Raw genomic sequence first — 25,092 nt, 5'->3', positions numbered from 1 at the left:
CGGCGGTACGGCTCGCGCCCGGCGGTGCGGCGGGCGCCGGCGACGGGCTGCCGGAGATCCGCGTCGCGGACGGGATCGGTCCCGGCCGGGCACCCTGGGAGCGGCGCGGGCCCGGCGGCTTCCCCGACCGCCGGGCCCGCACCCGCTCCCGCCGCCTCAGCCCTGCGGGCGCGGGGTGCCGACCGGCGGCGTCGGGGTGCTGTCCACGCCGACCGCCGCGCGCGGGGCCGCCGGGCCGGTGCCCATCTCGCCCGTGCGCTGCGCCGGGGTCTCCAGCTGGTGCTCCATGTTCGCCATCCAGCCGCGCCAGCGGTCCTGGGCCGGCTTGATCAGGCCGCCGCCGAAGCCGACCACGATCACGCCGCCGATCGTCGCCAGCACCGCGATCAGCACCGGACCGGTGATCGCCGTCGCGATGTTCACCTGGCCGAGCGCCGCGATGATGCCGAACGCCATGATCAGCCAGTAGGCCGCCATCGACAGCGGGCGCGCCGCACCGCGGCCGGACAGCGCGGACGCGACGACGTCCCGCACCACCTTCGCGATCGCCGCGGCCACCACGACGAGCACCAGCGCCACCACGATCCGCGGCAGGAACGCGATGATGTCGTTGAGCAGCTGGCTCACCGGGTTGGTCGGCCCGAACACGCCGAACGCCAGCTGCAGCGCGATCAGCAGAATGAAGTAGTAGACCAGTTTGACCAGGATCCCGGTCGCGTCGATCTTCTGCTGGCCGACCTTTCCGCTCAGCCCGGTCCGCTCGACCAGTTTCCCGAATCCGGCTTTCCCGAGCACGAGCGCCAGCCCTTTCGAGACGGCTTTCGCGATCAACCAGCCGATCAGCAGGATGATCAGGAAACCCACGAGTTTCGGGACGAACGTGGCCACCATCGCCCACGCCTGCCCGAGCCCGTCCTTCAGTTGCTCGCCCATACCGACTCCCTCCACGGATTTGCACCGGATCGTCGATCAAGTACCCAGGGGCGGCAACTCGTGCGCCCCACGATCGAGTGAGACGACTGGCGCGCGAAGATCACCCGTGGCCATACTGGTTCTACCGGTGGGGACCGGGGAGACGAGGCCGTCCGGCGCAGCGTAAACCGCAAGCGCCGGGCGGCCTCGAGCATTTGGCGCAAACTGCCCCGCCGACGGACGAATCCGGCCCCCGGGGTGCCGGGGGCCGGATGAACCGCGGGAAAACGTCAGGCGGCGCGCAGGGCGTCGCGGAGTTTCACTTTCGCGCCGGTGCGCATGACCGCGTTCCGGTAGATCCGCGCGGCGAGCCAGATCAGCCCCGGAATCAGCAGCACCACCAGCCCCACCGACACCACGGCTTCCCAAACGGGCACTCCGCCCATCGCCAGCCGCATCGGCATCAGCGTCGGCGAGAACACCGGAATCACCGAAAGCACTTCGACGAACGTGTTGCCCGGATCCGACGGCAGCACCGAAATGCCGATCACGTATCCGACGATCACGAACATCAGGGCCGGCATCGTCGCGCCCCCGACGTCTTCCTGGCGCGAAACCAGCGCCCCGAGCGCGGCGAACACGATCGAGTACATCAAGAACCCGAGCAGGTACCACACGACCAGCCAGACGACCGTGCCCACGGCCGCCGAGACGGAGATGGTGAGCACGTCCGTGGCCAGCCCGGCGACCACCCCGCCGACGCCGATCACGACCATCTGGATCAGCCCGACCACGCCGATGCCGAGCACCTTGCCCGCCATCAGCTGCCACGGCTTGATCGTCGACAGCAGCAGCTCGACCACGCGCGAGGTCTTTTCCTCGACGACGCCCTGCGCGACGGTCTGGCCGTTGAGCAGCAACGACATGTAGATCAGGATGCCGGCGATGATGCCCAGCACGAGCTGCTGGCCGTTGTAGTCGTACGGCTGTTCCAGCGGCGGGTCCTCGACGAACTTCGCGGACGCCATCGCGGCCTGGAACCGGGCCGGGTCGCCGCCGAGCGCGGTGACCTGCTGGTTGACGGCCAGCTGCTGGGACAGCAGCTGCAGGACCCGGCCGAGCTTGCCGTCGAGGTCCTTCTTCACCTGGACGTGCACGCTCTTGCCGTCGCCGGTGAGCAGCGCGTCGAGCGAGCCGTCGGCCAGCTTCGCCCGCCCGGCGGCCTCGTCGGCGACCTGCGTGGTCTCGATGTTCTCGTCGAGGGCCTTCCCGGCCGCCTGCAGCGGCGCCGACAGGCCGGCGGTCGCGGCGGTGAAACCGACCTTCGAGTCGGGCCCGCCGCTGCCGGAAATCAGCTTGATCACCAGGATGCCGGCCACGATCAGCAGCAGCATGACCGCGGTGCTGATGCGGTAGGCCTTCGACTTCACCCGGGTGCTGATCTCGCGGGAGGCGACCAGGCCCACCGCGGCGGTGGGGCTCATCCGGACGTCCGGGACCGGAGTACTCACGCGGCCACCTCCTCGGTGGTGACGACGGAACGGAACAGTTCGGTCAGCGACGGCTGCTCCCGGGCGAACTCGCGGACCGGCCCGGTGGCCAGGGCCGCCTTGAGCACGGCCTGGTCGTCGGCGCCCTCGCCCAGCTCCACCTCGGTCACCGAGCCCGTCCGGCCGAGCACCTTCACCCCGGGCAGGCCGTCGGCCCACCCGTCTTCGGCGTCCGGGACGTCGACCCGCAGCCGCACCGCCCCGCCGGCGCGCAGCTCGCCGACCGTGCCGACGGCCACCATCTGTCCACTGCGGACGATCCCGACCCGGTCGCAGAGCCGTTCCACCAGATCGAGCTGGTGGCTCGAGAACACGACCGGCACCCCTTCGGCCGCCTTCTCCTTGAGCACCTGGCTCATCACGTCGACCGCGACCGGGTCGAGGCCGGAGAACGGCTCGTCGAGCACCAGGATCCGCGGCTCGTGCACCAGCGCCGCGGCCAGCTGGACGCGCTGCTGGTTGCCCAGCGACAGCTTCTGCACCTCGTCGTCGCGGCGGCCGGCGACGCCGAGCCGTTCGGTCCACCGGTGCGCCGACGCCTGCGCGTCGGCGGCGGACATGCCGTGCAGCCGCGCGAGGTACGTCAGCTGCTCGGCCACCTTCATCTTCGGGTAGAGGCCGCGCTCTTCGGGCATGTAGCCGATGTGGCGGCGCGTTTCGTGCGTCACCGGCACGCCGTCGTAGCGGACTTCGCCGGCGTCGGCGGACAGCACGCCGAGCGCGATCCGCATGGTCGTGGTCTTGCCGGCGCCGTTGCTGCCCACGAAGCCGAACAGTTCCCCCGGCCGGACGTCGAACGTCATTTCCCGCAACGCGACCACGTCGCCGTAGCGTTTGGATACCCCGTCGATCTCTAAACCGGTCATTTCCGGTTCCCCCGTTCTCGTGAGGCCCCCGATCCTAGGCAGTGCGTACACGCGCCGCCTACCCTCGCGCGTTGCCGCGAGGAGCTACGAAAGTTGCGGGCACGTAGGATCGCGGGCGCCATGGATGGAACCACCGCCCCGCGCCGGGTGCCGAAGCACCACGGACTGTCCGCGAAGACGCTCCGGCGGCTGGAGCACGCGTCCGGCAGCCTGGCGAGCGCGAGCATCGCGGTGATGGAGCGGCGGCTGCCCTGGTTCGCCCGGCTGCCCGCCGACCAGCGCGCGAGCGTCCTGCTGATCACCCAGGCCGGGGCCGCCGGTTTCGTCGACTGGCTGCGGGACTCCAAAGAGGCGCTGAAGCTCACCACCGAGGCGTTCCGCGACGCGCCGGCCGAGCTGTCGCGCTGGATCAGCCTGCGCCAGGCGGTCGGCATGGTGCGGCTGGCCATCGAGGTGTTCGAGGAACAGCTGCCCGATTTCGCCGCGAACGAAGCGGAACGCGCCGCGTTGATCGAAGGGATCCTGCGCTACGGCCGGGAAATCGCCTTCGCGGCGGCGAACTCCTACGCCGCCGCGGCGGAGGCGCGCGGTGCCTGGGACGCCCGGCTGGAGGCGCTGGTCGTCGACGGCATCGTCCGCGGCGACGCCGAGGAGTCGGTGCTCTCCCGGGCGACGGCACTGGGCTGGGACCCCTCCGCCGCCGCCACGGTGCTGGTCGGCAACCCGCCGTCGGAGGACCCGCCGACGGTGGTGTTCGAGGTCCGCAGCCGCGCGGCCCGCGTCGGCCGCCCGGTGCTGCTGTCGGTGCAGGGTTCGCGACTGGTGGTCGTGGTCGGCGGGCCGACCGACGGCGGGGCGAAGGAGCGGGACATCCTGGCCCGGATGTCGGTGGCCTTCGCCGAGGGCCCGGTGGTCGCCGGCCCGACGGTGCCGACGCTGGCGGAGGCACACCACAGCGCGACGGAGGCGTTGTCGGGGTTGCGGGCGGTGGTCGGCTGGCCGGGGGCGCCCCGGCCGGTGCGGTCGGCGGACCTGCTGCCCGAGCGCGCCCTGTCGGGCGACGCGGAGGCCGAGCGCCTGCTGGTGGACACGATCGCGCGCCCGCTGGAGGAGGCCGGGTCCACCCTGCAGCGCACGGTGGAGGCGTACCTGGAGAGCGGCGGGGTGCTGGAGACGTGCGCGAAGACGCTGTTCGTCCACCCCAACACGGTCCGCTACCGGCTGCGGAAGGCGGCGGACCTGACCGGCTGCCAGGCCACCGACCCGCGGGACGCCCTGGTGCTGCGGATCGCGCTGACCGTCGGACGGCTGGCTCGCGCTCGCGGCCTCTGGTGAGCACCCGCTTCGAGTGCGTCCGGTCAGCCCCTTCCCGAGACGGCCGTCACGTGATGGACTTAACAGCGAAAGGTGATTGAACCCGACAAGGCATCCGGGTTACGCGCGAGCTCCTGCGGCGCTTCTTTGGAGGTTTCCGACAAAGACGCCGCACAGACACTGTGAACGTCGGCATCCCGGAAAACACCTTCTCCCGTGTTGTCTTGAAGGGTGACAGCAGCAGTCCTCGCTCCCGGTCAGGGGTCCCAGGCCCCCGGTATGTTCACGCCCTGGCTCGACCTCGACGGCGCGCGCGAGCGCGTCGCGCAGTGGTCCGAGCGCGCCGGGCTCGACCTGCTCCGCCTCGGCACCGAGGCGGACGCCGACGAGATCCAGGACACCGCGATCGCCCAGCCGCTGATCGTCGCGCTGTCGCTGCTCACCTTCGAGCACCTCCAGGCCACCGCGCCGGTGCCCGCGGACGCGCCGGTCGCCGGCCACTCCGTCGGCGAGCTCGCGGCCGCCGCGATCGCCGGGGTGCTGAAGCCCGAAGACGCCGTCGCGCTCGCCGCCGTCCGCGGGGCCGAGATGGCGAAGGCGTGCGCGCTGGAACCGACGTCGATGGCCGCGGTCATGCTCGGGGACCCCGAGCAGGTCGTCGCGTGGCTCGAAGAGCAGGGCCTGACCGCGGCCAACCGCAACGGCGCCGGGCAGATCGTCGCCTCCGGTGCCGCCGACACGATCGCGAAGATCGTCGCCGAGCCCCTCGAAGGCACGAAGATCCGCGCCCTCAAGGTCGCCGGCGCGTTCCACACGCGCTACATGGCGCCCGCCGAAGAGGCGTTGCGCGCCCACGCCGCCGAGCTGACCCCGGCCGACCCCACCCGCCCGCTGCTGTCCAACGCGGACGGTGCCGTCGTCACCAGCGGCGCCGAGTACCTGGCGCGGCTGGTCTCCCAGGTCACCCGCCCGGTCCGCTGGGACCTGACGATGGACGGCCTGGCCTCCCTCGGCGTCACCCGCACGATCGAACTCGCGCCCGCGGGCACCCTGACCGGCCTGGTCAAGCGGCAGCTCAAGGGCGTCGTCACCACTACCACCGCGCTGAAGACGCCGGCCGAGCTGGCGGCACTGCGCCAGGAGGACGCCTCGTGACCGACCGACCCGCCCTGAGCCTGAACCCCGGCTCCCGCGGCAGCCGCGTGCTGGGCATCGGCAGCGCGCAGCCCGAGAAGATCGTCACCAACGACGACCTCTCGCAGATCATGGAGACCAGCGACGAGTGGATCCAGGCGCGCGTGGGGATCGTCGAGCGCCGGTTCGCCGAGAAGGACGAGCTGCTCACCGACTTCGCCGTCGCCGCCGGCAAGGCCGCGCTCGAAGACGCCGGCGTCGACCCGTCCGAAGTGGACACGGTGATCCTGCCGAACTGCACCATGCCGACGCTCATCCCGAACGCCGCCGCCCAGGTGGCCGCCCGGATCGGCATCCCGGCCCCCGGCGCGTTCGACCTCAACGCCGCCTGCGCCGGCTTCTGCTACGGCCTGGGTGTCGCCTCGGACCTGATCCGGGCGGGCTCGGCCAAGAAGGTCCTGGTCATCGGCGCGGAGAAGCTCACCGACTCCGTCGACCCGGTCGACCGGGCCAACGCGATCATCTTCGCCGACGGCGCGGGCGCCGCGGTGGTCGGCGCCTCCGACGAGCCGGAGATCGGCCCGGTCTCCTGGGGCAGCGCGGGCGAGCTGGTCGACCTGATCTACATGCGCGACCAGAAGTACATCTACCAGGAGGGCCAGTCGGTCTTCCGGTGGGCGACCACCCAGATCGCACCGATCGCGCTGCGCGCGCTCGAGGTCGCCGGGCTGAAGCCGTCCGATGTGGACGTGCTGATCCCGCACCAGGCCAACCTGCGCATCGTCGAGGCGATCGCGAAGAAGCTGCGGGCCAACGGCGCCCGCGACGACATGGTCGTCGCCGACGACATCAAGTACTCCGGCAACACCTCGTCGGCGTCCATCCCGCTCGCGCTGGACCACATGCGCAAGGCCGGGACGGCGAAGACCGGCGACGTGGTGCTGGCGGTCGGGTTCGGCGCGGGCCTGTCCTACGCCGGGCAGGCGTTCATCTGCCCCTGATCACCGTTACGCTCCCCGCGGGCACTCGCCCGAGGGCAACAGACCCCCAGAAAGACCGAGAAGGGAACAACCCCATGGCTGACAACGCTGAGATCCTCGCCGGCCTCGCCGAGATCGTCGAAGAGGTCGCCGGTGTGGCTCAGGACGACGTCACCGCCGAGAAGTCGTTCGTGGACGACCTGGACATCGACTCGCTGTCGATGGTCGAGATCGCCGTGCAGGCCGAGGACAAGTTCGGCGTCAAGATCCCGGACGACGAGCTCGCCAACCTGAAGACCGTGGGCGACGCGGTGAACTACGTGTCGGCCAACTCGAAGTAAGTCCTCTTCCCTCCTTGAGGAGACTCCCATGAGCAACATCGACGTCGTGATCACCGGTCTCGGCGCCACCACACCGCTCGGCGGGGACGTCACGTCCACCTGGGACGGTCTGCTGGCCGGGGCGAGCGGGGTTCGCGCGATCGAGGCCGACTGGGTCGAGGAGCTGCAGCTGCCGGTCAAGATCGGCGGTCAGCTGGCCGTCGATCCCTCGGAGGTCCTCCCGCGGGTGCAGGCCCGCCGGCTGGACCGCTGCGAGCAGGTCGCGCTGATCGCCGCCCGGCAGGCGTGGGCCGACGCCGGGTACACCGAGCCGACCGACGAGCACACCGACGTCGACCCCGACCGCCTCGGCGTGTCGATCGGCACCGGCATCGGCGGCCCGGTCACCCTGCTCACCCAGAACGACCTGTTGCACCAGCAGGGTCTCCGCAAGGTGTCGCCGCTGACCGTGCCGATGCTGATGCCGAACGGCCCGGCCGCGCACGTGGGCATCGACCTCAAGGCGCGGGCCGGGGTGCACTCCCCGGCCTCGGCCTGCGCCTCCGGTGCCGAGGGCATCGCCAGCGGCGTGGAGATGATCCGCTCCGGGCGCGCCGACGTCGTGATCGCGGGGGGCGCCGAAGCGTGCATCCACCCGATCACGCTGGCCGGGTTCGCCCAGGCCCGCACGGTCTCCACGCGCAACGACGACCCGGCGAGCGCGTCGCGGCCGTTCGACGCCAACCGCGACGGCTTCGTCCTCGGTGAGGGCGCCGGCGTGGTCATCCTGGAGCGCGCGGACCTGGCGAAGGCCCGCGGGGCGCGCGTCTACGCGACGCTCGCCGGGCACGGCATCACCTCGGACGCCTACCACATCACCGGCAACCACCCCGAGGGCATCGGCCAGATCGCCGCGATGCGCGCGGCGATGAAGATGGCCGGGGTCAGCCCGGCGGACGTCGGGCACGTGAACGCGCACGCGACGTCCACTGTGGTCGGTGACATCGGCGAGGCGGCGGCGATCCGCAACGCGATCGGGGAGCACGTGGTCGTGACGGCGCCGAAGGGCTCGCTCGGCCACCTCGTCGGCGGAGCCGGCGCGGTCGAGGGGATCATCACGATCCTGGCGCTCTACCACGGCCTGGTGCCGGCCACCCGGAACCTGACCGACCTGGACCCCCGGGTGCAGCTGGACGTCGTCGCGGGCGAGCCGCGCAAGGTCGAGCTGACCGCGGCGATCAGCAACTCGTTCGGGTTCGGCGGCCACAACACCGCGCTGCTGTTCACCCCGGCGGCCTGACGGTCCTGGAACTGAAGAAGGGCCCGGCTCTCGAGCCGGGCCCTTCTTCGCGTTCAGCACTTCTCGTGTTCGGGCGGCGGCCCACCGTCGACGGCGGCGACCCGCAGGGCGTTCTTCTCGATCACCACCGGCATGACGAGCCGCCACTTGATGCAGGGCTCGCGGAAGAACACCGGGGCGTCCTCGACGTTCTGCCTGCTGGTGAACCCGACCAGGACCCGCAGCGAGGAGGCGGGCGAGCGCTCGATCCGGTAGACGAGGGCGTCGGTGTCCTTTGTGGTGCGAACGCCCTTCAGCCAGTCGGCCCGCGGCTGCCCCGCGGCCCGGTCTTCGGTGACCACGTCCGTCCACTGCTGGTACTGCTTGGTGTTGATGGCCGCGAAGTACTTCTTCAGCAGCTTGCGGACGGCGTCGGCCTGCGGGTGGGCCCGGGCGTCGTCGGTCATCCGGACGTCGTCCACCGCGGCCGGCGCGCCGCTGCTGGACGACGCCGGCGTCGACACCGCGATGGAGGCGTCGTCGGCGGGCTGGTCCGGACGGCGGTAGATTTCGCGCGCGAGCAGGCCGCCGCCGATGGTCACGGACAGCACCACGACCACGACGGGCACCAGCCAGCGCTGGCGAGAGCTGGGGGCGGGGGTGGTCACGCCGGAAAGCGTACCGGCCCCCGCCGCGGGGCTCAGCCGACCTGGTGCAGCCAGGTCACCGGCGCGCCGTCGCCGGCGTGGCGGAAGGGCTCGAGCGCCTCGTCCCAGCTCGCGGCCAGGAGCTCGTCCAGCTTGTGCGCGAGGGACTCGCCCCCGCGGGTCATGCTGACGAGCGCGCGGAGCTGGTCCTCGCCCACCACGATGTCGCCGTTGGCGCTGGTCCGGCCGTGCCACAGGCCGAGGCCGGGCGCGAAGCAGAACCGCTCGCCGTCGACGCCCGCGCTGGGCTCTTCGGTGACTTCGAACCGAATCATCGGCCACGCCTTGAGCGCCGCCGCCAGCTTGGCGCCGGTGCCCGCAGGCGCGCGCCAGCCGCACTCGGCGCGAAGCTGACCCGGACTGGCCGGCTGCGCCGTCCACTTCAGGTCAACGCGGGCACCCAGGGTGCCCGAAATGGCCCACTCGACGTGCGGACACACCGCAGACGGCGACGAGTGGACGTACACCACACCTCGGGTGCTGCCACGGGTGCTCACTGCTACCTCCGCTTGCTCGACGAGGGACGTCTTCCCCTACGCCCTACTCCGAGCTGCAGCGCGGGCCTCAGCGCGGCTCCCGAATGCCGCCTCCGATGCGTTGTAGCACATTCTGCACCCCAACCGTGCTGTTTGGCCACATGAACACCACAAGTCACCCGCCGCCCCACTTTCGGAGGGCAAGCGGCCGCGGCGCGCCCGTGTCGCACGGATCATCGCGCTGGGCGCGCTAGCGTGTTGACCCGGAACGACGACCAGGGAGGGAAAGCGGTGCGACTGGTGCGCCTGGAGCGGCAGCAGTCCCGGGTGGCGGACGACATCCGGGCGGCACTGGCGTCCCTGGGCCGTGGCAGCACCGTGATCGGCGGGGTCGCCCTGGTGGGTGTCGGCGGGGTGACCGAGCGCCCGATCGAGGCGGTGGTGGTGTTGCCCCACGGCGTGATCATCGTGATCGGCGTGGACCTGCCGGACCCGGCCCTGCGCCTGGAGGCACCACTGGGCGGGCCGTGGAAGGCCGACGGCTGGCCACTGGTCGCCGACGACGATTCGGTGAACCCGGCAACGGAGGCCCTGGACGTTTCCCAGGCTTGCGAACGGCATGTTGCAGCACTGGTCCCGGGCACGGCCCCGGTGGGCACGATCATCGCGGTGGGGCCGTACGTGGAGACGGTGGACCAGCCGGCGGCCGACCTGGCCGGCCCGGTCCGGGTCCTGCACCCGACGCCGACGACGATGCTGGCGGCCACGGTATCGCTGGCGACGGCCCACCGCCCCCGCTCGGTGGACCAGGCGCGGGCGTTGATCCGCGGGCTGGCGCCGTCGGCACCGGAGCTGTCGGACGAGGTCCTGCTGGGCGAGGGCTTCAGCCGGTTGACGGACGACGCACCCCCGGAGTCCCTTTGGGACGAACCGGCGGCGGTCCCGCCGCCCGCGGCGATTTCGGCGGACACGCCGGTCTCGGCCAGCCCGGCCGGCTGGCGGACCAAGACACCGGTGGAAGCCGAGCCACAACCCGAGCTCCCGGCCCCCGACCCGCAGGAGGAACCGGGCCACCCGGTCGCCCCCGCGGCGCGACCGGTCTTCCCCGGTACCGAAACCACCTCCCCCTCGCCCGAAGCCGAGCGCACCGAGGTGATCGCGCCTCCCACCCAGGCGCCCGATCCCGCGCCGCGCCCGGTCTTCCCCGGTACCGAAACCGCGGAATCACCCCGATCGGGCGATGCCACCCCGCCGGATGATGCAGAACCGGCTGAATCCTCCGCCGCGGAGACCGAGCGAACCGAAAACCTTCGCCTCCCCGCACCGGACAGCGACCGAACCGCGGCCGCCGGCCCTGCCGCCGAAGCCCGGCCGGCCGAACCCGCCCCCGCCGCACCCGAAGCCGCGGAGACCGAGCGGACCGAAAACCTTCGCTTCCCCGCACCGGGCAGCGACCGAACCGCGGCCGCCGACCCTGCCGCCGAAGCCCGGCCGGCCGAACCCGCCCCCGCCGCACCCGAAGCCACGCCGCCCGAGCGAACCGAAAACCTCCGCCTCCCCGCACCGGACAGCGACCGAACCACCGATCTCGGCCTCCCCGCCGAAGCCGGGCAGGCGCCCGAGCACCCGGCACCGCGATCCCCCGAAGCGGAACAAGCCGCCCCGGGCCCCACCGCGCCCGAGCAGCCCGCCCAAGCCAGGCCGGCACCCGAACCCACCGGACCGCAGGAGGCCGAAGCCGGACCCGGGCCCAGCCCGGCCCAAGCCGCGCTCCCTCCGCTTCCCTCGGCCGCCCCGCAGCCCTTCCCTCGCCCGCGGCCCAAGCCCGAACCCGCCGCCGCCCCGAAGACCGTCCGGTGGCTGCCCCTCGGCGCCATCGGTGCGCTCGTCCTGCTGGCCGTGGCCGCCATTGCCGTCGCGACCACCGGTGACGGCACCGCCGCCGCGCCCGCCCCGCCGCCGGCGAGCACCGCCACCGCCGCGCCGGTCACCACCCCGGTCCGCAGTCTCCGGTTCGACCTCCGCGCCGCCGGCGGGGACCAGCGCTGCGCCTCCCACGCCTTCGGCGACGCCCAAGCCAGCCTGCAGCAGACCAGCTGCTCCGGCGTCAAACGCGCCAGCTACGCCGCCACCGTCGACGGCCGTGCGGGGGCCGTCACCGTCGGGATCGTCGAGTTCCCCGATGCCGGCCAGGCCGCCGCCTTCAAGGCCGTGACCGACACGCCCGGCGGGGGCGGTGTCCTCGACCTCGCCACCGAGACCGGGCAGTGGGGCGCCACCCCCGCGCCGCGGTTCGAGAACGCCGCCTACGCCAGCAAGCTCGACGGCTCCTCCGTGCGGATCGTGCAGGCCGTCTGGGCGCCGGGACCGTCCACTCCGGACGATCCCGGCCTGGTCAGGGCCGCCGCGGCCGCCCTCGACCTGCCCGCCCGGTGACCCTCAGAGCCCGTACGCCTCCAGCAGCCGCAGCCAGACCTCGCTGATCGTCGGGAACGACGGCACCGCGTGCCACAGCCGGTCCAGCGGCACCTCGCCGACGATCGCGATCGTCGCCGAATGCAGCAGCTCCGAGACGTCCTGGCCGACGAACGTCACCCCCAGCAGCACGTTCCGCTCGGTGTCGACGACCATCCGGGCCTTGCCCGTGTAGCCGTCCGCGTGCAGCGACGAGCCCGCCACCGCGATGTCGATGTCGACGACGCGGTCCGCCGAACCCGGCCGCGCGTCCGCCAGGCCGACCGCCGCGACCTCCGGGTCGGTGAACACCACCTGCGGCACCGCGTGGTGGTCGGCCGTGGCCGTGAACGGGCTCCACGGCGAAGCGGACACCGGTTTGCCCGCGGCCAGCGCCGCCACCGTGTCGCCGGCCGCGCGGGCGCCGTACTTGCCCTGGTGGGTCAGCGGCGCCCGGCCGGTGACGTCGCCGGCCGCGAACAGCCAGCCACCGTCCACTGCGGACACGCGGCCGGTGTCGTCCACCTCCAGCGGCTGCCCCGGCTCGATGCCGAAGCGCTCGAGCCCGGCGGTCGCCGGACGGCGCCCGGTCGCCACCAGGAACTCGTCGACGACGAGCGCCGAACCGTCCTTCAGCGTCAGCTCGGTCCCGAACTGCCCGGCGGCCACCTGCGAAACACCCGACTCCGTGTGCACGACGACGCCCGCTTCCCGCAACCCCGCCAGCACGAGGTCACCGGCGAACGACGCGGTGCGCGGCAGCGGCCGCGGTCCGCTGATCACCAGGTGGACCTCCGAGCCGAGCGACGCGAACGCCTGCGCCATCTCGACGCCGACCACGCCGCCGCCGAGGACGCCGAGCCGGGCCGGCACCGAAGACGCCGACGTCGCTTCCCGCGAACCCCAGGGCCGGATCGTGTCGAGCCCGGGGATCGACGGCGTGCTCGGGACGCTGCCGGTGCAGACGATCACCGCGTGCCGCGCGGTCAGCACGCGGTCGCCGCCGACGGTCACTTCCCGCTCACCGGTGATTTCCCCGTGGCCGCGAACCGGTTCGATGCCCGCCCCGCGCGCCCAGTCGACCTGCCCCGAGTCGTCGCCCTTGCCGGTGAACCAGTCACGGCGCGCGAACACCGCCGCCGGGTCGATCCGGTCGCCGACCGGCACGCCGGGCACCCGCTTGGCGGCGGCCAGCAGATTTCCGGGCCGCAGCAACGCCTTGCTCGGGATGCAGGCCCAGTAGGAGCACTCGCCACCGAAGCGTTCGTGCTCGACGAGGGCGACCTTCAGGCCTCCGCGGGCCGCCCGTTCGGCGGCCACCTCCCCCACCGGACCCGCGCCGACCACCACTACGTCAAAAGTCTCTCCAGCCATGGGGTTCAGCGCACACCACCACGCGGGATCACGCAAGCCAACGGCTATCCTCCGTCAGGAAGCTGCAAGTTTCGGCGGCACCGCGTGCCGTCGGGCCCGGTGCACGCGAACACATCACACGTTCGAGCACGGGAGGTTTGTCGTGGCCAAGAACACGGCTGTACAGGTGCTGGATGATCTGACCGGCGAGGCCGCCGCGGAGACCGTCGGGTTCGGGCTGGACGGCATCGACTACGACATCGACCTCTCCTTCGCCAACGCCGAGGCGCTGCGCGAGTTGCTCCAGCGGTACGCCGACGCCGGCCGCCGCACCGGCGGCCGCAAGAACCGCCCGCGGATCGTCCCCGGCGCGAAGAAGACCCCGCCGAAGGCGGCCGCCGGAACGACCGCACGCGTCAAGGCCGCCTCCGCCAAGGCCGCCTCCGCCAAGGCCGCGACGAACAAGGCTGCCCCGGCCAAAGCCGCATCGGCCGCGGCCGCACCGGCCAAGGCTGCGACGACCAAGGCCGCACCGGCCAAGGCCGCGTCCACCAAGGCGAAGGCCACCAAGGCGAAGGCCACCGCGGCCAAGCCGACCCGCGCGAAGGCCGAGCCCGCGCAGGCCGAGCCCGCCAAGCCCGCGCCCACCAGGAAGGCCGCGGAGCCGAAGACCCCCACCCGGGCGGCCGCGCGCAAGGTGCCGACCGTCACGTTCTCGGCGGCCGAGTAAGTCCACAGTAGACAGAAGCCCCCGGTCGAAGCCGGGTCAGGCGGCGCGCTGGGCGCCGTCGGCGTGCCAGGACGGGTAGCGGTAGCGGGTGTGCAGCAGCGCCCGCTGCCGCGCCAGCTCGGCCGCCGACGGCGGGCGGGGCACGAACGTCCCGAGCAGCTGAGATGCCGCCGCGCGCACCGCGGCCTCGACCGCCGGGAACCCGGGCCGCAGGCCGTGCTCGGCCAGCGACGCCACCGGGCTGCGGTGCGAGTCGAGCGGCCGCGGGTCCGGCGGCGCGCTGGTCAGGTACCGACCCACGAGCCCGGCTGAGGTCTCGACCAGCAGCGTCGAGTGGGCCAGCAGGCCGGTCTTGGTGCGGAACACGGCGAACCCGCACAGCTTCGCGTCACCGACGAACAGCCCGCGGTCGCCGATCCGCGGCACCAGCCCGAGCTGGTCGACGGCGGCGCTCATCACCTGGCCGAGCGCCTCCAGGGGCCGGTCGGCCGGGCCGGGCAGAACCAAAGTCACGTTCAGGTTCCCAGGGTCGTGGAACACCGTGCCGCCGCCGCTGGCCCGCCGCAGCACCGGGACGCCGTCACGCGCACACTCCGAAACGCGCACTTCGCGGGCGATCCGCTGCCCGCGGCCCACCACGACGCAAACCGGGTTGCGCCAGAGCCACAGCACCGGTGACTCGGGCGCAACCCGGAGGAGCGCTTCGTCGAAAGCGAGATTCTCGGCCGGATCCGTGAACGCCGCACGAACATCCGACCCGGTCGTCATAGCGCCTTGAGTTCCTCCACGATCTCGCCCACCGACGACTTGGCGTCCCCGAAGAGCATGCTGGTCTTCGGATCGTAGAACAGGTCGTTGTCGATCCCGGCGAAGCCCGAGCTCATCCCGCGTTTCAAGACGATCACGGACCGGCTCTCGTTGACCTTGAGGATCGGCATCCCGTAGATCGGCGAGCTCGGGTCGGTCTGCGCGGCCGGGTTCGTGACGTCGTTCGCGCCGATCACCAGCGCGACGTCGGTCTGGGCGAACTCGGAGTTGATCTCGTCCATCTCCTTGAGCTGCTCGTAGGGCACGTCGGCCTCGGCGAGCAGCACGTTCATGTGCCCCGGCATCCGGCCGGCCACCGGGTGGATCGCGTACGCGACCGTGATGCCCTTCTTCTCCAGCAGCTTCGCCATCTCGCGGACGGTGTGCTGCGCCTGCGCCACGGCCATGCCGTACCCCGGCACCACGACGACCTTGCTGGCGTAGGCCATCTGGATCGCGGTGTCGGCCGCGCTGGTCGAGCGCACCGGGCGCGCTTCCTTCTCCCCGCCGCCGGCCGCGACCGCCGGACCGCCGCCGAAGCCGCCCGCGACGATCGCCGGGATGGACCGGTTCATCGCCTTGGCCATCAGGTTGGTCAGGATGGAACCGGACGCGCCGACGATCATGCCGGCCACGATCAGCGCGGTGTTGTCCAGCGCCAGGCCCATCGCCGCGGCCGAGAGGCCGGTGAAGGCGTTGAGCAGGGAGATCACCACCGGCATGTCCGCGCCGCCGATCGGCAGCACCACGGTGAGCCCGAGGACGCCCGCCGCGACGAGCAGCCCGATGATCAGCAGCTCGCTGTCGTTGCCGGTGATGATGAGCACCGCGCAGACGACCGCGACCGCCAGGAGCAGCAGGTTGACCGGCTGCTGGAGCTTGCCCAGGGTGATCGGGCGCCCGCTGATCAGCTCCTGGAGCTTGCCGAACGCCACGTTCGAGCCCCAGAAGGAGATCGACCCGATGATCGCGGCGAACAGCGACGCGATCGCGATGTACGCCGGTTCGTGCGCGTAGCCCCCGGTGGAGTTGAACTCGACCCAGGCGATGAGCGCGACCGCGCCGCCGCCGACGCCGTTGAACAGCGCCACCATCTGCGGCATCGCGGTCATCTTGACCTTGCGCGCGGACGGGACGCCGACGACCACGCCGATCCCGACGCCGAGGGCGATCAGCACCCAGTTGCCCATCCCGGGGGTGAGCAGGGTGGCGACGACGGCGATGCCCATGCCGACCGCGGCGATCCAGTTGCCGCGGACCGCGGTGCGCGGACCGGTGAGGCCCATCAGGCCGTAGATGAAGAGGGCGAACGCGATGATGTAGAGGATCGCGATGAAGTCGGTCACTTCGTCTCCTCCTCATCGGCCGGGGCGGGCTTCTTGGCCTTGAACATCGACAGCATCCGGTCGGTGACCAGGAACCCGCCGACGACGTTGATCGTGCCGAAGGCGATCGCGATCACCAGCAGGATCTTGTTGAACACGCCGTCGACGCCGAGGCCGAGCACGACCAGCCCGCCCAGCAGCACGATGCCGTGGATGGCGTTGGTGCCCGACATCAGCGGCGTGTGCAGGGTGTTGGGCACCTTCGAGATGACGGCGAAGCCGACGAACCCGGCGAGCACGAGCACCGCCAGGTTCTGCACCAGAGGACTCACGCGCCCACCTCGCTGACGCTCGGTGCGCCGTTCGCCGAAGACGCGGTGTTGAATGGTTCACTCGCAAGCTCGTTCACGAGGCGCTCCCTTCGCGCCCGGCCACGCAGGCACCGGCGACGATCTCGTCTTCGAAGTTCAGCTCCAGCGCGCCTTCCTTCGTCACGAGCAGCTCCAGCAGCTCGACGACGTTGCGGGCATAGAGCTCGCTGGCGTGCGAAGGCATTTCGGCGGGCAGGTTGAGCGGGGACGAAATCGTGACGTCGTGCTCCACGACGTCCTCACCCGGCTTGGTCAGCTCGCAGTTGCCGCCGGTCTCGCCGGCGAGGTCGACGACGACCGACCCGGCGGGCATGCCCTTGACGGCGTCCGCGGTGACCAGCGTCGGCGCCTTGCGGCCCGGGACCAGCGCGGTGGTGATCACGACGTCGAACTTCGTGATGGCTTCGGTGAGCCGCCGCTGCTGCTCCGCACGCTCCTCCGGCGTCAACTCGCGGGCGTACCCGCCTTCACCGACCGCCTCGATGCCGAGGTCGAGGAACTGCGCGCCCAGCGACTTCACCTGCTCGGCGACCTCGGGCCGCACGTCGTAGCCGGTGGTCTGCGCGCCGAGCCGCTTCGCCGTGGCGAGCGCCTGCAGACCGGCGACGCCGGCGCCGAGCACCAGCACCTTGGCCGGCGGGACGGTGCCGGCCGCAGTGGTGAGCATCGGGAAGAACCGCGGGAGCTTCTGCGCGGCCAGCAGCACCGCGCGGTAGCCGCCGATGCTGGCCTGCGACGACAGCGCGTCCATCGCCTGCGCCCGGGAAATCCGCGGGACCGCCTCCATCGCGAAGGCGCGCAATCCCGCTTCTTCGAGCTTCGCGAGCCCTTCCGGGTTTCCGCGTGGATCGAGGAAACCGACGAGCACGGCGCCCCGGCTCAGTTTCGCGACTTCCTCCGGCGAAGGCGGGTTGACCTTCACGACGATCGGCGCGCCCCAGGCGTCGCCGAGTTCGGCGCCCGCTCGGGTGTACGCGTCGTCACTCAGGTGCGCGCCGGACCCGGCACCCGGCTCGACGACGACGCGCAGCCCGCGCTGCGCGAGCCGCCCGACGAGCTTGGGCACCATCGCCACCCGCCGCTCCCCGGGGCGTGCTTCGGCCACCACACCCACGGTGAGCTGCTGACTCTGTTCGCTGTCCGCCACACGACCTCCTCATCGGCGAGGCACGATCCGAGGGTTGTACCACGTCGGACCGACAGTCCCCAGTGACGTGGGTCGCAAGTCTCGCGGTTGTGCCAGAAGATACGAGCGGCGGCGAGGAAACGTTCAGCTGCTTTTCCAGTGCGGGACGCCGAGCAGGACCAGGCGCAGCCGTTTTTCCGCCGTTCCGGTGATTTTCGCGTCCTGACCTGGGCGGGCTTCCAGCAGTTCGACAATGGTCGTCAGCATCACGGAAACGATCAAGTCGGCCAGCATGTGGAGGTCTTCGGTGCTCCACTCGCGCAGCTTCGGGAACCGGGCGAGGTCGATCGCGAGATCACCGGAAAACAGCCGCAGTTCGACGCCGATCGCCTCGGCGAGCGAGCCGCCGGCGTACCGCTCGCGGGTCAGGAACCGGAAGTGGTCCTCGTGCGCCCGGACGAATTGGTGCAGCGTGCTCACCGACGCGCTGATCATCCCCTGGTAGGTGTCCGGATCCGTGCGGGCGGAGCGGATCATGCCGCGCAGGGTGCGCGTCGCCTCTTCGACGAGGGCGACGCCCAGGTCGTCCATCGAGGCGAAGTGCCGGTAGAAGGCGGTCGGGACGATGCCGGCGCCCTTCGCGACCTCGCGCAGGGAGAGCGTGGCGAACGGCCGGTCGGCCAGCAGCTCCAGGGCCGTGTCCAGCAGTGCCTGGCGGGTGCGCAGTTTGCGCTCCTGGCGGCTCACCGGCGTCAGTGGTTCGGACACGTTGTCCAGCGTACGGGTGTCCACCGCGTTGCTCACGTCACATCCTCGGGGTCTCGCGTTGACAGGGCGTCCACTCCTGCAGTGCACTGTTGAGTGTACAGTCGTTCACTGTAATCGAGGAGGTTCGGAGATGACGGCGCTCATCCCCCGGCGGGTACGCGGCCTCGCCTCGCTGGCCGAGGCGCTGCTGACGCCGCACGGGATGGACCGGTACCTGGAGCTCGTCGACCCGATGCTGGTCCGCCGCGAGATCCGGGGGCTGGTCACGGCGGTGCGCAAGCAGACGCCGGACAGCGTCACCCTCACCGTCCGGCCCAGCCGCGCGTGGCCCGGCTTCACCGCCGGCCAGTACGTCCGCCTGCAGGTGGAGATCGACGGCGTCCGGCGCACGCGCTGCTATTCGCCGTGCGGTTCGCAGTACGACGGCGAACTGGAGTTCACGGTCAAGGAGCAGGGACTGGTCTCCGGGCACCTGAACCGGGCGATCGGGGTCGGCTCGGTCGTCAACCTGTCCACTCCGGACGGCGGTTTCATCTTGCCCGCGGAACGCCCGGACCGCGTGCTGCTGATCAGCGGCGGCAGCGGCGTCACGCCGGTGCTCGCCATGGCGCGCACGCTGGTCGCGGAGGGCCACCCGGGCGAGATCGTGTTCCTGCACTACTCGAACGGTCCGGCCGATGCGCTCTACCGCACCGAGCTGGCCGAGCTCGCCGCCCGGCACCCCGGGCTGCGGGTCGTGCAGGCCTACACCCACTCGAAGGGCGGCGACCTGACCGGGTTCTTCACGCCGGAGCACCTGGCGCGGGTCGCGCCGTGGTTCCGCGACGCGGAGACGTTCGTCTGCGGCCCGAAGCCGCTGATGGACGCCGTGCGCGAGGAACTGGGTGAACGCGTGCACACCGAAGAGTTCACGCCGCCGGCGTTGACCTTCGACACGGCGGACGCCGAAGGCCGGGTGCGGTTCCGCCGCAGCGGCCGGGAGTGCGCCAACTCGGGGAAGCCGTTGCTGGAGCAGGCCGAGGAAGCCGGGCTGGCACCCGAGCACGGCTGCCGGATGGGCATCTGCTTCTCGTGCACCCAGCTGAAGACCGCCGGGCGGGTCCGCAACGCGCGCACCGGCGAGGTTTCCGGCGACGAAGACGAAGAAATCCAGCTCTGCATCTCCGTCCCGGTCGGGGACGTCGAGATCGACGCTTAGGGAGAACTGCCATGACCGGTCTGCAGGACCGCCTGACCCCGGAACAGGTCGAGGAGTTCGGCCGCGAGCTCGACGCGCTGCGGCAGCGGATCGTCGACGACCTGGGCCAGGAGGACGTCGACTACATCCACAACGTCATCAAGACGCAGCGCGGCCTGGAGGTGGCCGGGCGGGCGCTGCTGTTCGCCGGCTTCTTCCCGCCGGCGTGGCTGGCCGGCGTCGGCGCGCTGTCGCTGGCCAAGATCCTGGACAACATGGAGATCGGCCACAACGTCATGCACGGCCAGTACGACTGGACGCGCGACCCGGCGCTGAGCTCGCAGCGGTTCGAGTGGGACACGGTGGCGCCGGCGGAGAACTGGCGGCACTCGCACAACTACATCCACCACACGTACACGAACATCGTCGACAAGGACCGTGACGTCGGCTACGGCATCCTGCGGATGGACACCGCCCAGAAGTGGCACCCGTACTACCTCGGCAACCCGGTGTACGCGACGCTGCTGGCGATCTTCTTCCAGTGGGGCGTGATGCTGCACGACCTCGAGGTCGAGAACGTCGTCAAGGGTTCGCGGACCTGGGCCGACAACGTGCCGGTGCTGCGTCGCATCGTGCGGAAGGCCGGGCGGCAGATCGGCAAGGACTACGTCCTGTTCCCGCTGCTGACCGGACCGCTGGCCCCGCTGACGTTCCTCGGCAACGCGACGGCGAACCTGACCCGCAACCTGTGGGCGTTCGCGATCATCTTCTGCGGCCACTTCCCGGCGGACGTGGAGAGCTTCACCGAGGAGGAGACGGCGGAGGAGTCCCGCGGCCAGTGGTACCTGCGCCAGATCCTGGGTTCGGCGAACATCACGGGCGGTCCCCTGTTCCACATCTTGAGCGGCAACCTGTCCCACCAGATCGAGCACCACCTGTTCCCGGACATCCCGGCGCGCAGGTACCCGCAGATCGCCGGCGAGGTACGCGAGATCTGCGAGAAGTACGGGCTGCCGTACCACACGGGGCCGCTGCGCAAGCAGCTCTGGTCGGTGGCGAAGAAGATCGTGAAGCTGGCCCTGCCCGCCCCGCAGTCCCCGGCTACCGTGGAACCCGACCGGCAGCAGCTCCGAGCAGCGTGAGGGTGACATGGTGGGCCAGTTCGAACGAGAGAAGGACACCCTGCAGGTGATCACCGAATCAGCGGCGACGCACGTCGGCAACATAGCGTCGATCATCACGGGCGCGATCCGCGACATCGCCCGGGAGACGGGTGACTGGCTCACCGACGTCATCGAGATGCGGGAAGCCGCGCAGCGGGCCCGGGAGGACGACCCGGACGCGCCGTGACGCGGGTGTCGTGAGGGCCTCTTCGGGTTTCGGGGAGGCCCTCACGCCGTGCCACCCCTTGATCTCCTCGAGTGGCCGTTCGCACCTGCTCGGAATTCCGCCGTCTGCCATATCCAGAACCAGGCGAACTCGGCGATCAGCACCGCCTCGACTATCAGCGTCAGGTGGGAAATGGGGAAGAACACCAGCACTGCCAGCCAGAAGACCAGGGTCACCATCATGGCCCAGAAGACCACGCCATAACGCTTGCGCTTGGTGTCGCAGTAGTTCCACCCCACCACCAGGACCATCCCGGCGAACATCGACACAGCAGCGGTCATGTGTCCGTGCACCCCGAAATGCCGGGGGAACAGCCCAGCCCAGAAGGCCATACCGGCCACTACGGCCAGTGCCGCGAACCGCAGCCCGGTGGCCCACCCTCCCGCCTCGCCACGCTGTCGCTTCACGACAGCCCAGATCCCGGCCCCGATGGCGGCGACGAGCACGGGCGGCAAGGTGGTCGACGCTTCGGCAGTGGTCTCGATGCCCACGAGGTCGGCGATATTGCAGGTGTTGTCGACCTCGGCGGGAACGAACGCGACCACGAAGGCCATGATGCCGGAGAAGTCGAGAATGGCGTTCTCGACGTTGTCCCCCTGGTAGATGATGAGGCACGCACCGATCGCGCACAGCATGCCGACGAACATCGCCTGCGAAGACGTGTAGTAGTACCCGCTGATCGAGTCCTGCAGGCACCCGCCATGCGCGAGCATGTGGAGGCCGATCGAGGCGGCAAGCAGCGAAACCAGAATGATCAGCACGAAGCGAAGGGTGAAGTAGGTTCCCGTGGCATTGTCGTTTTCAGGCATGGAACAACCTCCGGATCAGCACGACTCCCACACCTGCCACGACCGCGATGACCGATGACCAGAAGCAGATGTGTTTCACAGCACCGGCCGAACCGGCGACCGCCAGGGCCGGCCGCGCAGGCACCGGAAATTTGTGCAACGCAACGAGAATCCCGGAGTCCTCGACAAGGTCGGCCAACGCCCCGACCACCGGGACCGTCGCCAAGATCACGCTGCCGGACAACGCGAAGAGGCTTCCGGACAGGACCACCACATAAACCAGGACGAACCCGAGATCGGCGACCTGGAAGTACACGTGGTGCCGGCGGCCCACTTCGCCGAGCGCCGCCAACACCGCAGCACCCTGGTCGGCACCGAACGCGAACCTCGTATCCAGGACCGACAAACCAGAAATATTCTTCACGTACGCCACGCTGAACGGAATCCGGTGAGCGAACACCAGCAAGTACACGAGGCTGGCGAAAAGAAACCAGCCGGCCACCTGAATCCAGGTCGCCGAGGCCCAGCCGAAGAATGCGATCACAGCGGCCGCCTCCGAACATTTTCGACAGCGCGTACACCGGGGTCGCGCAAGCTGTCCGGTCCGTTAACCAAGTGATGAAATCGTTGCCGACGGTGTACCCCTGCGGTGTTCCGTAACGAACTCGGGGGAAAACCCCATGGGCAGCCCGGCCGCCCCGGGGAACACTGGACGAGTGACCACCCTCGACCCACCCCACCCGCTGCGCCGCGTCTTCGGCCCCCTGGCCACGCGGGACTTCCGGGCCGAGTACCTCTGGCTCTGGCTCGCCGCCCCGCTCACCGCCGTTGCCTTGATCACCTTCCTCGTCGTCCTCGCGCTCGGCCTCTGGCTCACCCCCGTCCTGCTGGGCTTCCTGGTGCTCGCGGGCGCCGTCTTCTACGCCCGTGGCCTCGGCGCCGCCCACCGCAGGCTCGCGAAAGCCCTGCTCGGCGTCAGCGTTCCCGTGCCGCGGCGGCCCGAGCTCAAGCCCGGCCTGTGGAGCTGGGTCAAAGCGCGCGTCGGCGATCCCGCGGGCTGGCGGGCCGTCGGTTACCTGCTCCTGCGGCTGCCCCTGACCGTCGCCGGCCTGTTCACCGTCTTCGCCGCGACCCTCTACAGCTTCGCCGCCACCACCTACTCGTTCTTCTGGTTCCCGCTGGGCGAACGGCGGCTGCCCGTGTTCGACATCCGCGCCGAGCACTGGCCCGCCGCGCTCGCCTGGACGGCGTCCGGGCTGGTGGTGCTGGCCGCGCTGCCGCGGGTGACGCACGCCTTCGCCGCCCTCGACCGGCTGCTGGTCGTCGGGTTGCTCGGCGAACGCGTGCTGTCCGAACGCGTCCGCGACCTCGAAGCGAGCCGCGCGACCGCGGTCGAGGACGCCGCCTTGCGGCTGCGGCGCATCGAACGCGACCTCCACGACGGCGCGCAGGCTCAGCTCGTCGCCCTCGCGATGAAGCTCGGCCTCGCCAAGGACGAACTCGCCGACGTCGACCTGCCGCAGGTCAAGGAGCTGGTGGCCGCCGCGCACGCCAACGCCAAGCAGGCCCTCACCGAGCTGCGCGACCTCGCCCGCGGCATCCACCCGGCCGCGCTGGACGCGGGGCTCGACGTCGCCCTCGCCACGCTCGTCGCGACGTCCGGGATCGACGCCCGGGTCGCGGTGGACCTGCCGCGCCGCCCGCCGCCCTCGCTGGAGACGATCGTCTACTTCAGCGCCGCCGAGCTGCTCACGAACGCCGCGAAGCACGGCGGGACGACCCTGGTCGAGGTCACCGAAGAACGGGACGTCCTGCGCCTGCGGGTGCGCGACAGCGGCCCCGGCGGCGCCCGGATCGTGCCGGGCGGCGGGCTGGCCGGCGTCGCCGACCGGCTGCGGACGGTGGACGGCGAGCTGACCGTCACCAGCCCGCCGGGCGGTCCGACCGAAGTCTCCGCGCGGGTGCCGCTGCCCCGCTAGGGTCGCGGCATGCGGATCGTCATCGCGGAGGACTCCACCATCCTGCGCCAGGGCCTCGTCGAGCTGCTGACCTTCCGCGGCCACGAGGTCGCCGCCGCGGTGAAGGACGCCGACGCGCTGCGGGCCGCCGTCGAAGACCACGCACCCGACGTGTCCATTGTGGACATCCGGATGCCACCGACGCACACCGACGAAGGCCTGCGGGCGGCGATCGCGCTGCGCCGCGAGCTCCCGGGCTGCGCGATCCTGCTGTTCTCCCAGTACGTCGAGACGAAGTACGCGGCCCAGCTGCTGGCCGATCGCGCGGGCGGCGTCGGCTACCTGCTCAAGGACCGCGTCGCCGAGGTTTCCGACTTCCTCGACGCGCTGCGCCGGGTCGCGGACGGCGAAACGGTCCTGGACCCGGAGGTCGTCAGCCAGCTGTTTTCGGCTACGCGCCGAACGGACGCTCTCGGCGGGCTGACCCCGCGGGAACGCGAGGTGCTGGGCCTGATGGCGGAAGGCCGTTCGAACTCGGCGATCGCGACCGGGCTGTTCCTCTCGCCCGGCTCGGTGGAGAAGTACGTGACGTCGATCTTCGGCAAGCTCGGCCTGCCACCGTCCGAAGGGGACAACCGCCGGGTGCTCGCGGTGCTGCGTTACCTCGAATCCTGAGCGAGCAGCCCGTCGACGAAGGCGCGTAACCCCGCCCGGTAGGTGTCGCGCGCGCTCAGCTCCGGCCAGCGGCCGCCGACGGCGGCGAGGTGCGGGAAGCGGGCCGCGTCGAGCTCGGCGAACACCCGGTCACGGTGGCGGGGGCGGTCTTCGGCCGCCCGCCGCCCGGCGCGCGCCCGGACCAGGATCTCGCCGATCGTGAAGTACCAGACGTTGCGGTACAGCTCGACGGCCCGCTCGGGCGCGCACCCGCAGCCCAGCGCGCCGCCGACGATCGCGTCGACCATCCACAGCGCCGACTCGCCGAGGAAGTCGTCGGCCGTGAGCACCTCGGCGATCTCGGGCCGACCGGCGAGCGCGTCGTGCATCAGGGTGGCCGCGGCGATGATCTTCTCCCGCGGATCGTCCGGCAGCGCGGGCCGCGGCAGCTGCCCGGCGTAGTGCTCGAGCAGCTGGATCAGCAGGTCGTCCTTGTCGCGCACGTGGTGGTACAGCGTCGTCGCACCGACGCCGAGCTCCGCGGCGAGCCGGCGGATCGTCAGCTTCTCGTGGCCGTCGCGGTCGAGGATCGCCCGCGCGGCTTCGAGGATCTGCTCGCGGGACGTCGTGGGCGGCCGCCCGATGCGTGGCACG

General features: G+C 71.3%; 26 protein-coding genes. 12 read left to right on the top strand and 14 right to left on the bottom strand.

The window, feature by feature from the left end; translation table 11 throughout:
• Positions 1 to 156: 156 nt before the first annotated feature.
• From ACWED2_RS28890 to ACWED2_RS28880, 3 genes are all read right to left on the bottom strand, one after another.
• Complete coding sequence (locus tag ACWED2_RS28890) at positions 157 to 933, bottom strand: mechanosensitive ion channel family protein (RefSeq protein WP_449693638.1); 777 nt, start codon at positions 931 to 933, stop codon at positions 157 to 159.
• A gap of 269 nt (positions 934 to 1,202) precedes the next feature.
• Entirely contained in the window at positions 1,203 to 2,396 is a 1,194-nt protein-coding gene (locus tag ACWED2_RS28885) for an ABC transporter permease (protein WP_449693662.1), read from the bottom strand.
• A gap of 23 nt (positions 2,397 to 2,419) precedes the next feature.
• Complete coding sequence (locus ACWED2_RS28880; RefSeq protein WP_449693637.1) at positions 2,420 to 3,328, bottom strand: ABC transporter ATP-binding protein; 909 nt, start codon at positions 3,326 to 3,328, stop codon at positions 2,420 to 2,422.
• Between the two features lie 120 nt (positions 3,329 to 3,448).
• Here ACWED2_RS28880 and ACWED2_RS28875 point away from each other — a divergent pair, with 120 nt between their 5' ends.
• The 5 genes from ACWED2_RS28875 to ACWED2_RS28855 all read left to right on the top strand — a co-directional run bounded on the left by ACWED2_RS28875 (position 3,449) and on the right by ACWED2_RS28855 (position 8,376).
• Positions 3,449 to 4,663, top strand: a complete 1,215-nt coding sequence (locus ACWED2_RS28875) for a PucR family transcriptional regulator (protein WP_449693636.1) — start codon at positions 3,449 to 3,451, stop codon at positions 4,661 to 4,663.
• Between the two features lie 210 nt (positions 4,664 to 4,873).
• A complete protein-coding gene (locus tag ACWED2_RS28870) occupies positions 4,874 to 5,797 on the top strand; it encodes an ACP S-malonyltransferase (protein WP_449693635.1) in 924 nt (307 codons plus the stop codon).
• Complete coding sequence (locus ACWED2_RS28865) at positions 5,794 to 6,777, top strand: beta-ketoacyl-ACP synthase III (protein ID WP_449693634.1); 984 nt, start codon at positions 5,794 to 5,796, stop codon at positions 6,775 to 6,777. Before ACWED2_RS28870 ends, ACWED2_RS28865 begins: the two co-directional genes overlap by 4 nt.
• Before the next feature lie 74 nt (positions 6,778 to 6,851).
• Positions 6,852 to 7,097, top strand: coding sequence for an acyl carrier protein (locus ACWED2_RS28860; protein WP_004559006.1), 246 nt, complete (start codon positions 6,852 to 6,854; stop codon positions 7,095 to 7,097).
• A gap of 28 nt (positions 7,098 to 7,125) precedes the next feature.
• Positions 7,126 to 8,376 (top strand): beta-ketoacyl-[acyl-carrier-protein] synthase family protein, encoded by a 1,251-nt coding sequence (locus ACWED2_RS28855; RefSeq protein ID WP_449693633.1) that lies wholly within the window; start codon positions 7,126 to 7,128, stop codon positions 8,374 to 8,376.
• Between the two features lie 53 nt (positions 8,377 to 8,429).
• Here ACWED2_RS28855 and ACWED2_RS28850 read toward each other — a convergent pair whose 3' ends face one another.
• Complete coding sequence (locus ACWED2_RS28850) at positions 8,430 to 9,023, bottom strand: hypothetical protein (RefSeq protein WP_449693632.1); 594 nt, start codon at positions 9,021 to 9,023, stop codon at positions 8,430 to 8,432.
• A 32-nt stretch (positions 9,024 to 9,055) separates the two neighbouring features.
• On the bottom strand, positions 9,056 to 9,559 hold the full coding sequence (locus ACWED2_RS28845) for a DUF3145 domain-containing protein (RefSeq protein WP_026469134.1): 504 nt from the start codon (positions 9,557 to 9,559) through the stop codon (positions 9,056 to 9,058).
• Positions 9,560 to 9,829: 270 nt separating this feature from the next.
• Between ACWED2_RS28845 and ACWED2_RS28840 the strand changes: the two genes are divergently transcribed.
• On the top strand, positions 9,830 to 11,974 hold the full coding sequence (locus tag ACWED2_RS28840; RefSeq protein ID WP_449693631.1) for a hypothetical protein: 2,145 nt from the start codon (positions 9,830 to 9,832) through the stop codon (positions 11,972 to 11,974).
• A 3-nt stretch (positions 11,975 to 11,977) separates the two neighbouring features.
• Here ACWED2_RS28840 and ACWED2_RS28835 read toward each other — a convergent pair whose 3' ends face one another.
• On the bottom strand, positions 11,978 to 13,366 hold the full coding sequence (locus tag ACWED2_RS28835) for a dihydrolipoyl dehydrogenase family protein (protein WP_449693630.1): 1,389 nt from the start codon (positions 13,364 to 13,366) through the stop codon (positions 11,978 to 11,980).
• A 142-nt stretch (positions 13,367 to 13,508) separates the two neighbouring features.
• Between ACWED2_RS28835 and ACWED2_RS28830 the strand changes: the two genes are divergently transcribed.
• Entirely contained in the window at positions 13,509 to 14,075 is a 567-nt protein-coding gene (locus ACWED2_RS28830) for an Lsr2 dimerization domain-containing protein (RefSeq protein ID WP_449693629.1), read from the top strand.
• A gap of 36 nt (positions 14,076 to 14,111) precedes the next feature.
• Here the strand turns inward: ACWED2_RS28830 and ACWED2_RS28825 are convergent, their stop codons facing one another.
• The 5 genes from ACWED2_RS28825 to ACWED2_RS28805 form a co-directional block, all read right to left on the bottom strand.
• Complete coding sequence (locus ACWED2_RS28825; protein WP_449693628.1) at positions 14,112 to 14,843, bottom strand: lipoate--protein ligase family protein; 732 nt, start codon at positions 14,841 to 14,843, stop codon at positions 14,112 to 14,114.
• Positions 14,840 to 16,228 carry an NAD(P)(+) transhydrogenase (Re/Si-specific) subunit beta gene (locus ACWED2_RS28820; RefSeq protein ID WP_449693627.1) on the bottom strand — a complete coding sequence of 463 codons (1,389 nt, stop codon included), beginning with the start codon at positions 16,226 to 16,228 and terminating at the stop codon, positions 14,840 to 14,842. The genes ACWED2_RS28825 and ACWED2_RS28820 overlap by 4 nt, the downstream gene beginning before the upstream one ends.
• Positions 16,225 to 16,530, bottom strand: a complete 306-nt coding sequence (locus tag ACWED2_RS28815) for an NAD(P) transhydrogenase subunit alpha (RefSeq protein ID WP_033261827.1) — start codon at positions 16,528 to 16,530, stop codon at positions 16,225 to 16,227. The genes ACWED2_RS28820 and ACWED2_RS28815 overlap by 4 nt, the downstream gene beginning before the upstream one ends.
• Positions 16,531 to 16,612: 82 nt before the next feature.
• Complete coding sequence (locus ACWED2_RS28810; RefSeq protein WP_449693626.1) at positions 16,613 to 17,725, bottom strand: Re/Si-specific NAD(P)(+) transhydrogenase subunit alpha; 1,113 nt, start codon at positions 17,723 to 17,725, stop codon at positions 16,613 to 16,615.
• Between the two features lie 123 nt (positions 17,726 to 17,848).
• Positions 17,849 to 18,508, bottom strand: a complete 660-nt coding sequence (locus ACWED2_RS28805; protein WP_449693625.1) for a TetR family transcriptional regulator — start codon at positions 18,506 to 18,508, stop codon at positions 17,849 to 17,851.
• 94 nt (positions 18,509 to 18,602) lie between these two features.
• Between ACWED2_RS28805 and ACWED2_RS28800 the strand changes: the two genes are divergently transcribed.
• From ACWED2_RS28800 to ACWED2_RS28790, 3 genes are read left to right on the top strand one after another with little or no spacing between them, the layout of a single operon-like run.
• Positions 18,603 to 19,670, top strand: a complete 1,068-nt coding sequence (locus ACWED2_RS28800; protein ID WP_449693624.1) for a ferredoxin reductase — start codon at positions 18,603 to 18,605, stop codon at positions 19,668 to 19,670.
• Between the two features lie 11 nt (positions 19,671 to 19,681).
• Complete coding sequence (locus ACWED2_RS28795) at positions 19,682 to 20,791, top strand: fatty acid desaturase family protein (protein ID WP_449693623.1); 1,110 nt, start codon at positions 19,682 to 19,684, stop codon at positions 20,789 to 20,791.
• Between the two features lie 7 nt (positions 20,792 to 20,798).
• Entirely contained in the window at positions 20,799 to 20,999 is a 201-nt protein-coding gene (locus tag ACWED2_RS28790; RefSeq protein WP_086846523.1) for a hypothetical protein, read from the top strand.
• Positions 21,000 to 21,040: 41 nt separating this feature from the next.
• Here ACWED2_RS28790 and ACWED2_RS28785 read toward each other — a convergent pair whose 3' ends face one another.
• A complete protein-coding gene (locus ACWED2_RS28785; protein ID WP_449693622.1) occupies positions 21,041 to 21,847 on the bottom strand; it encodes a hypothetical protein in 807 nt (268 codons plus the stop codon).
• Complete coding sequence (locus ACWED2_RS28780; protein WP_449693621.1) at positions 21,840 to 22,370, bottom strand: hypothetical protein; 531 nt, start codon at positions 22,368 to 22,370, stop codon at positions 21,840 to 21,842. The genes ACWED2_RS28785 and ACWED2_RS28780 overlap by 8 nt, the downstream gene beginning before the upstream one ends.
• 136 nt (positions 22,371 to 22,506) lie before the next feature.
• On the opposite strand from ACWED2_RS28780, the gene ACWED2_RS28775 reads away from it, so the two are divergent.
• Together ACWED2_RS28775 and ACWED2_RS28770 are read left to right on the top strand one after the other, a co-directional pair.
• Positions 22,507 to 23,805 (top strand): sensor histidine kinase, encoded by a 1,299-nt coding sequence (locus tag ACWED2_RS28775; protein WP_449693620.1) that lies wholly within the window; start codon positions 22,507 to 22,509, stop codon positions 23,803 to 23,805.
• A gap of 9 nt (positions 23,806 to 23,814) precedes the next feature.
• On the top strand, positions 23,815 to 24,459 hold the full coding sequence (locus ACWED2_RS28770) for a response regulator transcription factor (RefSeq protein ID WP_449693619.1): 645 nt from the start codon (positions 23,815 to 23,817) through the stop codon (positions 24,457 to 24,459).
• On the opposite strand, the gene ACWED2_RS28765 is transcribed toward ACWED2_RS28770, so the two are convergent.
• Positions 24,444 to 25,091 (bottom strand): TetR/AcrR family transcriptional regulator, encoded by a 648-nt coding sequence (locus tag ACWED2_RS28765; protein WP_449693618.1) that lies wholly within the window; start codon positions 25,089 to 25,091, stop codon positions 24,444 to 24,446. The genes ACWED2_RS28770 and ACWED2_RS28765 overlap by 16 nt on opposite strands.
• Between the last annotated feature and the right edge of the window lies 1 nt (position 25,092).

The sequence above is a fragment of the Amycolatopsis sp. NPDC005003 genome (genome assembly GCF_053600695.1).
This window is presented reverse-complemented; position numbering and strand designations above follow the sequence as displayed.

Bases quoted from the DNA above. Each gene is read 5' to 3' on its own strand.
- ACWED2_RS28890 (WP_449693638.1), bottom strand. From the start codon at position 933: ATGGGCGAGCAACTGAAGGACGGGCTCGGGCAGGCGTGGGCGATGGTG.
- ACWED2_RS28885 (WP_449693662.1), bottom strand. From the start codon at position 2,396: ATGAGCCCCACCGCCGCGGTGGGCCTGGTCGCCTCCCGCGAGATCAGC.
- ACWED2_RS28880 (WP_449693637.1), bottom strand. From the start codon at position 3,328: ATGACCGGTTTAGAGATCGACGGGGTATCCAAACGCTACGGCGACGTG.
- ACWED2_RS28875 (WP_449693636.1), top strand. From the start codon at position 3,449: ATGGATGGAACCACCGCCCCGCGCCGGGTGCCGAAGCACCACGGACTG.
- ACWED2_RS28860 (WP_004559006.1), top strand. From the start codon at position 6,852: ATGGCTGACAACGCTGAGATCCTCGCCGGCCTCGCCGAGATCGTCGAA.
- ACWED2_RS28855 (WP_449693633.1), top strand. From the start codon at position 7,126: ATGAGCAACATCGACGTCGTGATCACCGGTCTCGGCGCCACCACACCG.
- ACWED2_RS28835 (WP_449693630.1), bottom strand. From the start codon at position 13,366: ATGGCTGGAGAGACTTTTGACGTAGTGGTGGTCGGCGCGGGTCCGGTG.
- ACWED2_RS28825 (WP_449693628.1), bottom strand. From the start codon at position 14,843: ATGACGACCGGGTCGGATGTTCGTGCGGCGTTCACGGATCCGGCCGAG.
- ACWED2_RS28800 (WP_449693624.1), top strand. From the start codon at position 18,603: ATGACGGCGCTCATCCCCCGGCGGGTACGCGGCCTCGCCTCGCTGGCC.
- ACWED2_RS28795 (WP_449693623.1), top strand. From the start codon at position 19,682: ATGACCGGTCTGCAGGACCGCCTGACCCCGGAACAGGTCGAGGAGTTC.
- ACWED2_RS28790 (WP_086846523.1), top strand. From the start codon at position 20,799: ATGGTGGGCCAGTTCGAACGAGAGAAGGACACCCTGCAGGTGATCACC.
- ACWED2_RS28785 (WP_449693622.1), bottom strand. From the start codon at position 21,847: ATGCCTGAAAACGACAATGCCACGGGAACCTACTTCACCCTTCGCTTC.
- ACWED2_RS28775 (WP_449693620.1), top strand. From the start codon at position 22,507: ATGGGCAGCCCGGCCGCCCCGGGGAACACTGGACGAGTGACCACCCTC.
- ACWED2_RS28770 (WP_449693619.1), top strand. From the start codon at position 23,815: ATGCGGATCGTCATCGCGGAGGACTCCACCATCCTGCGCCAGGGCCTC.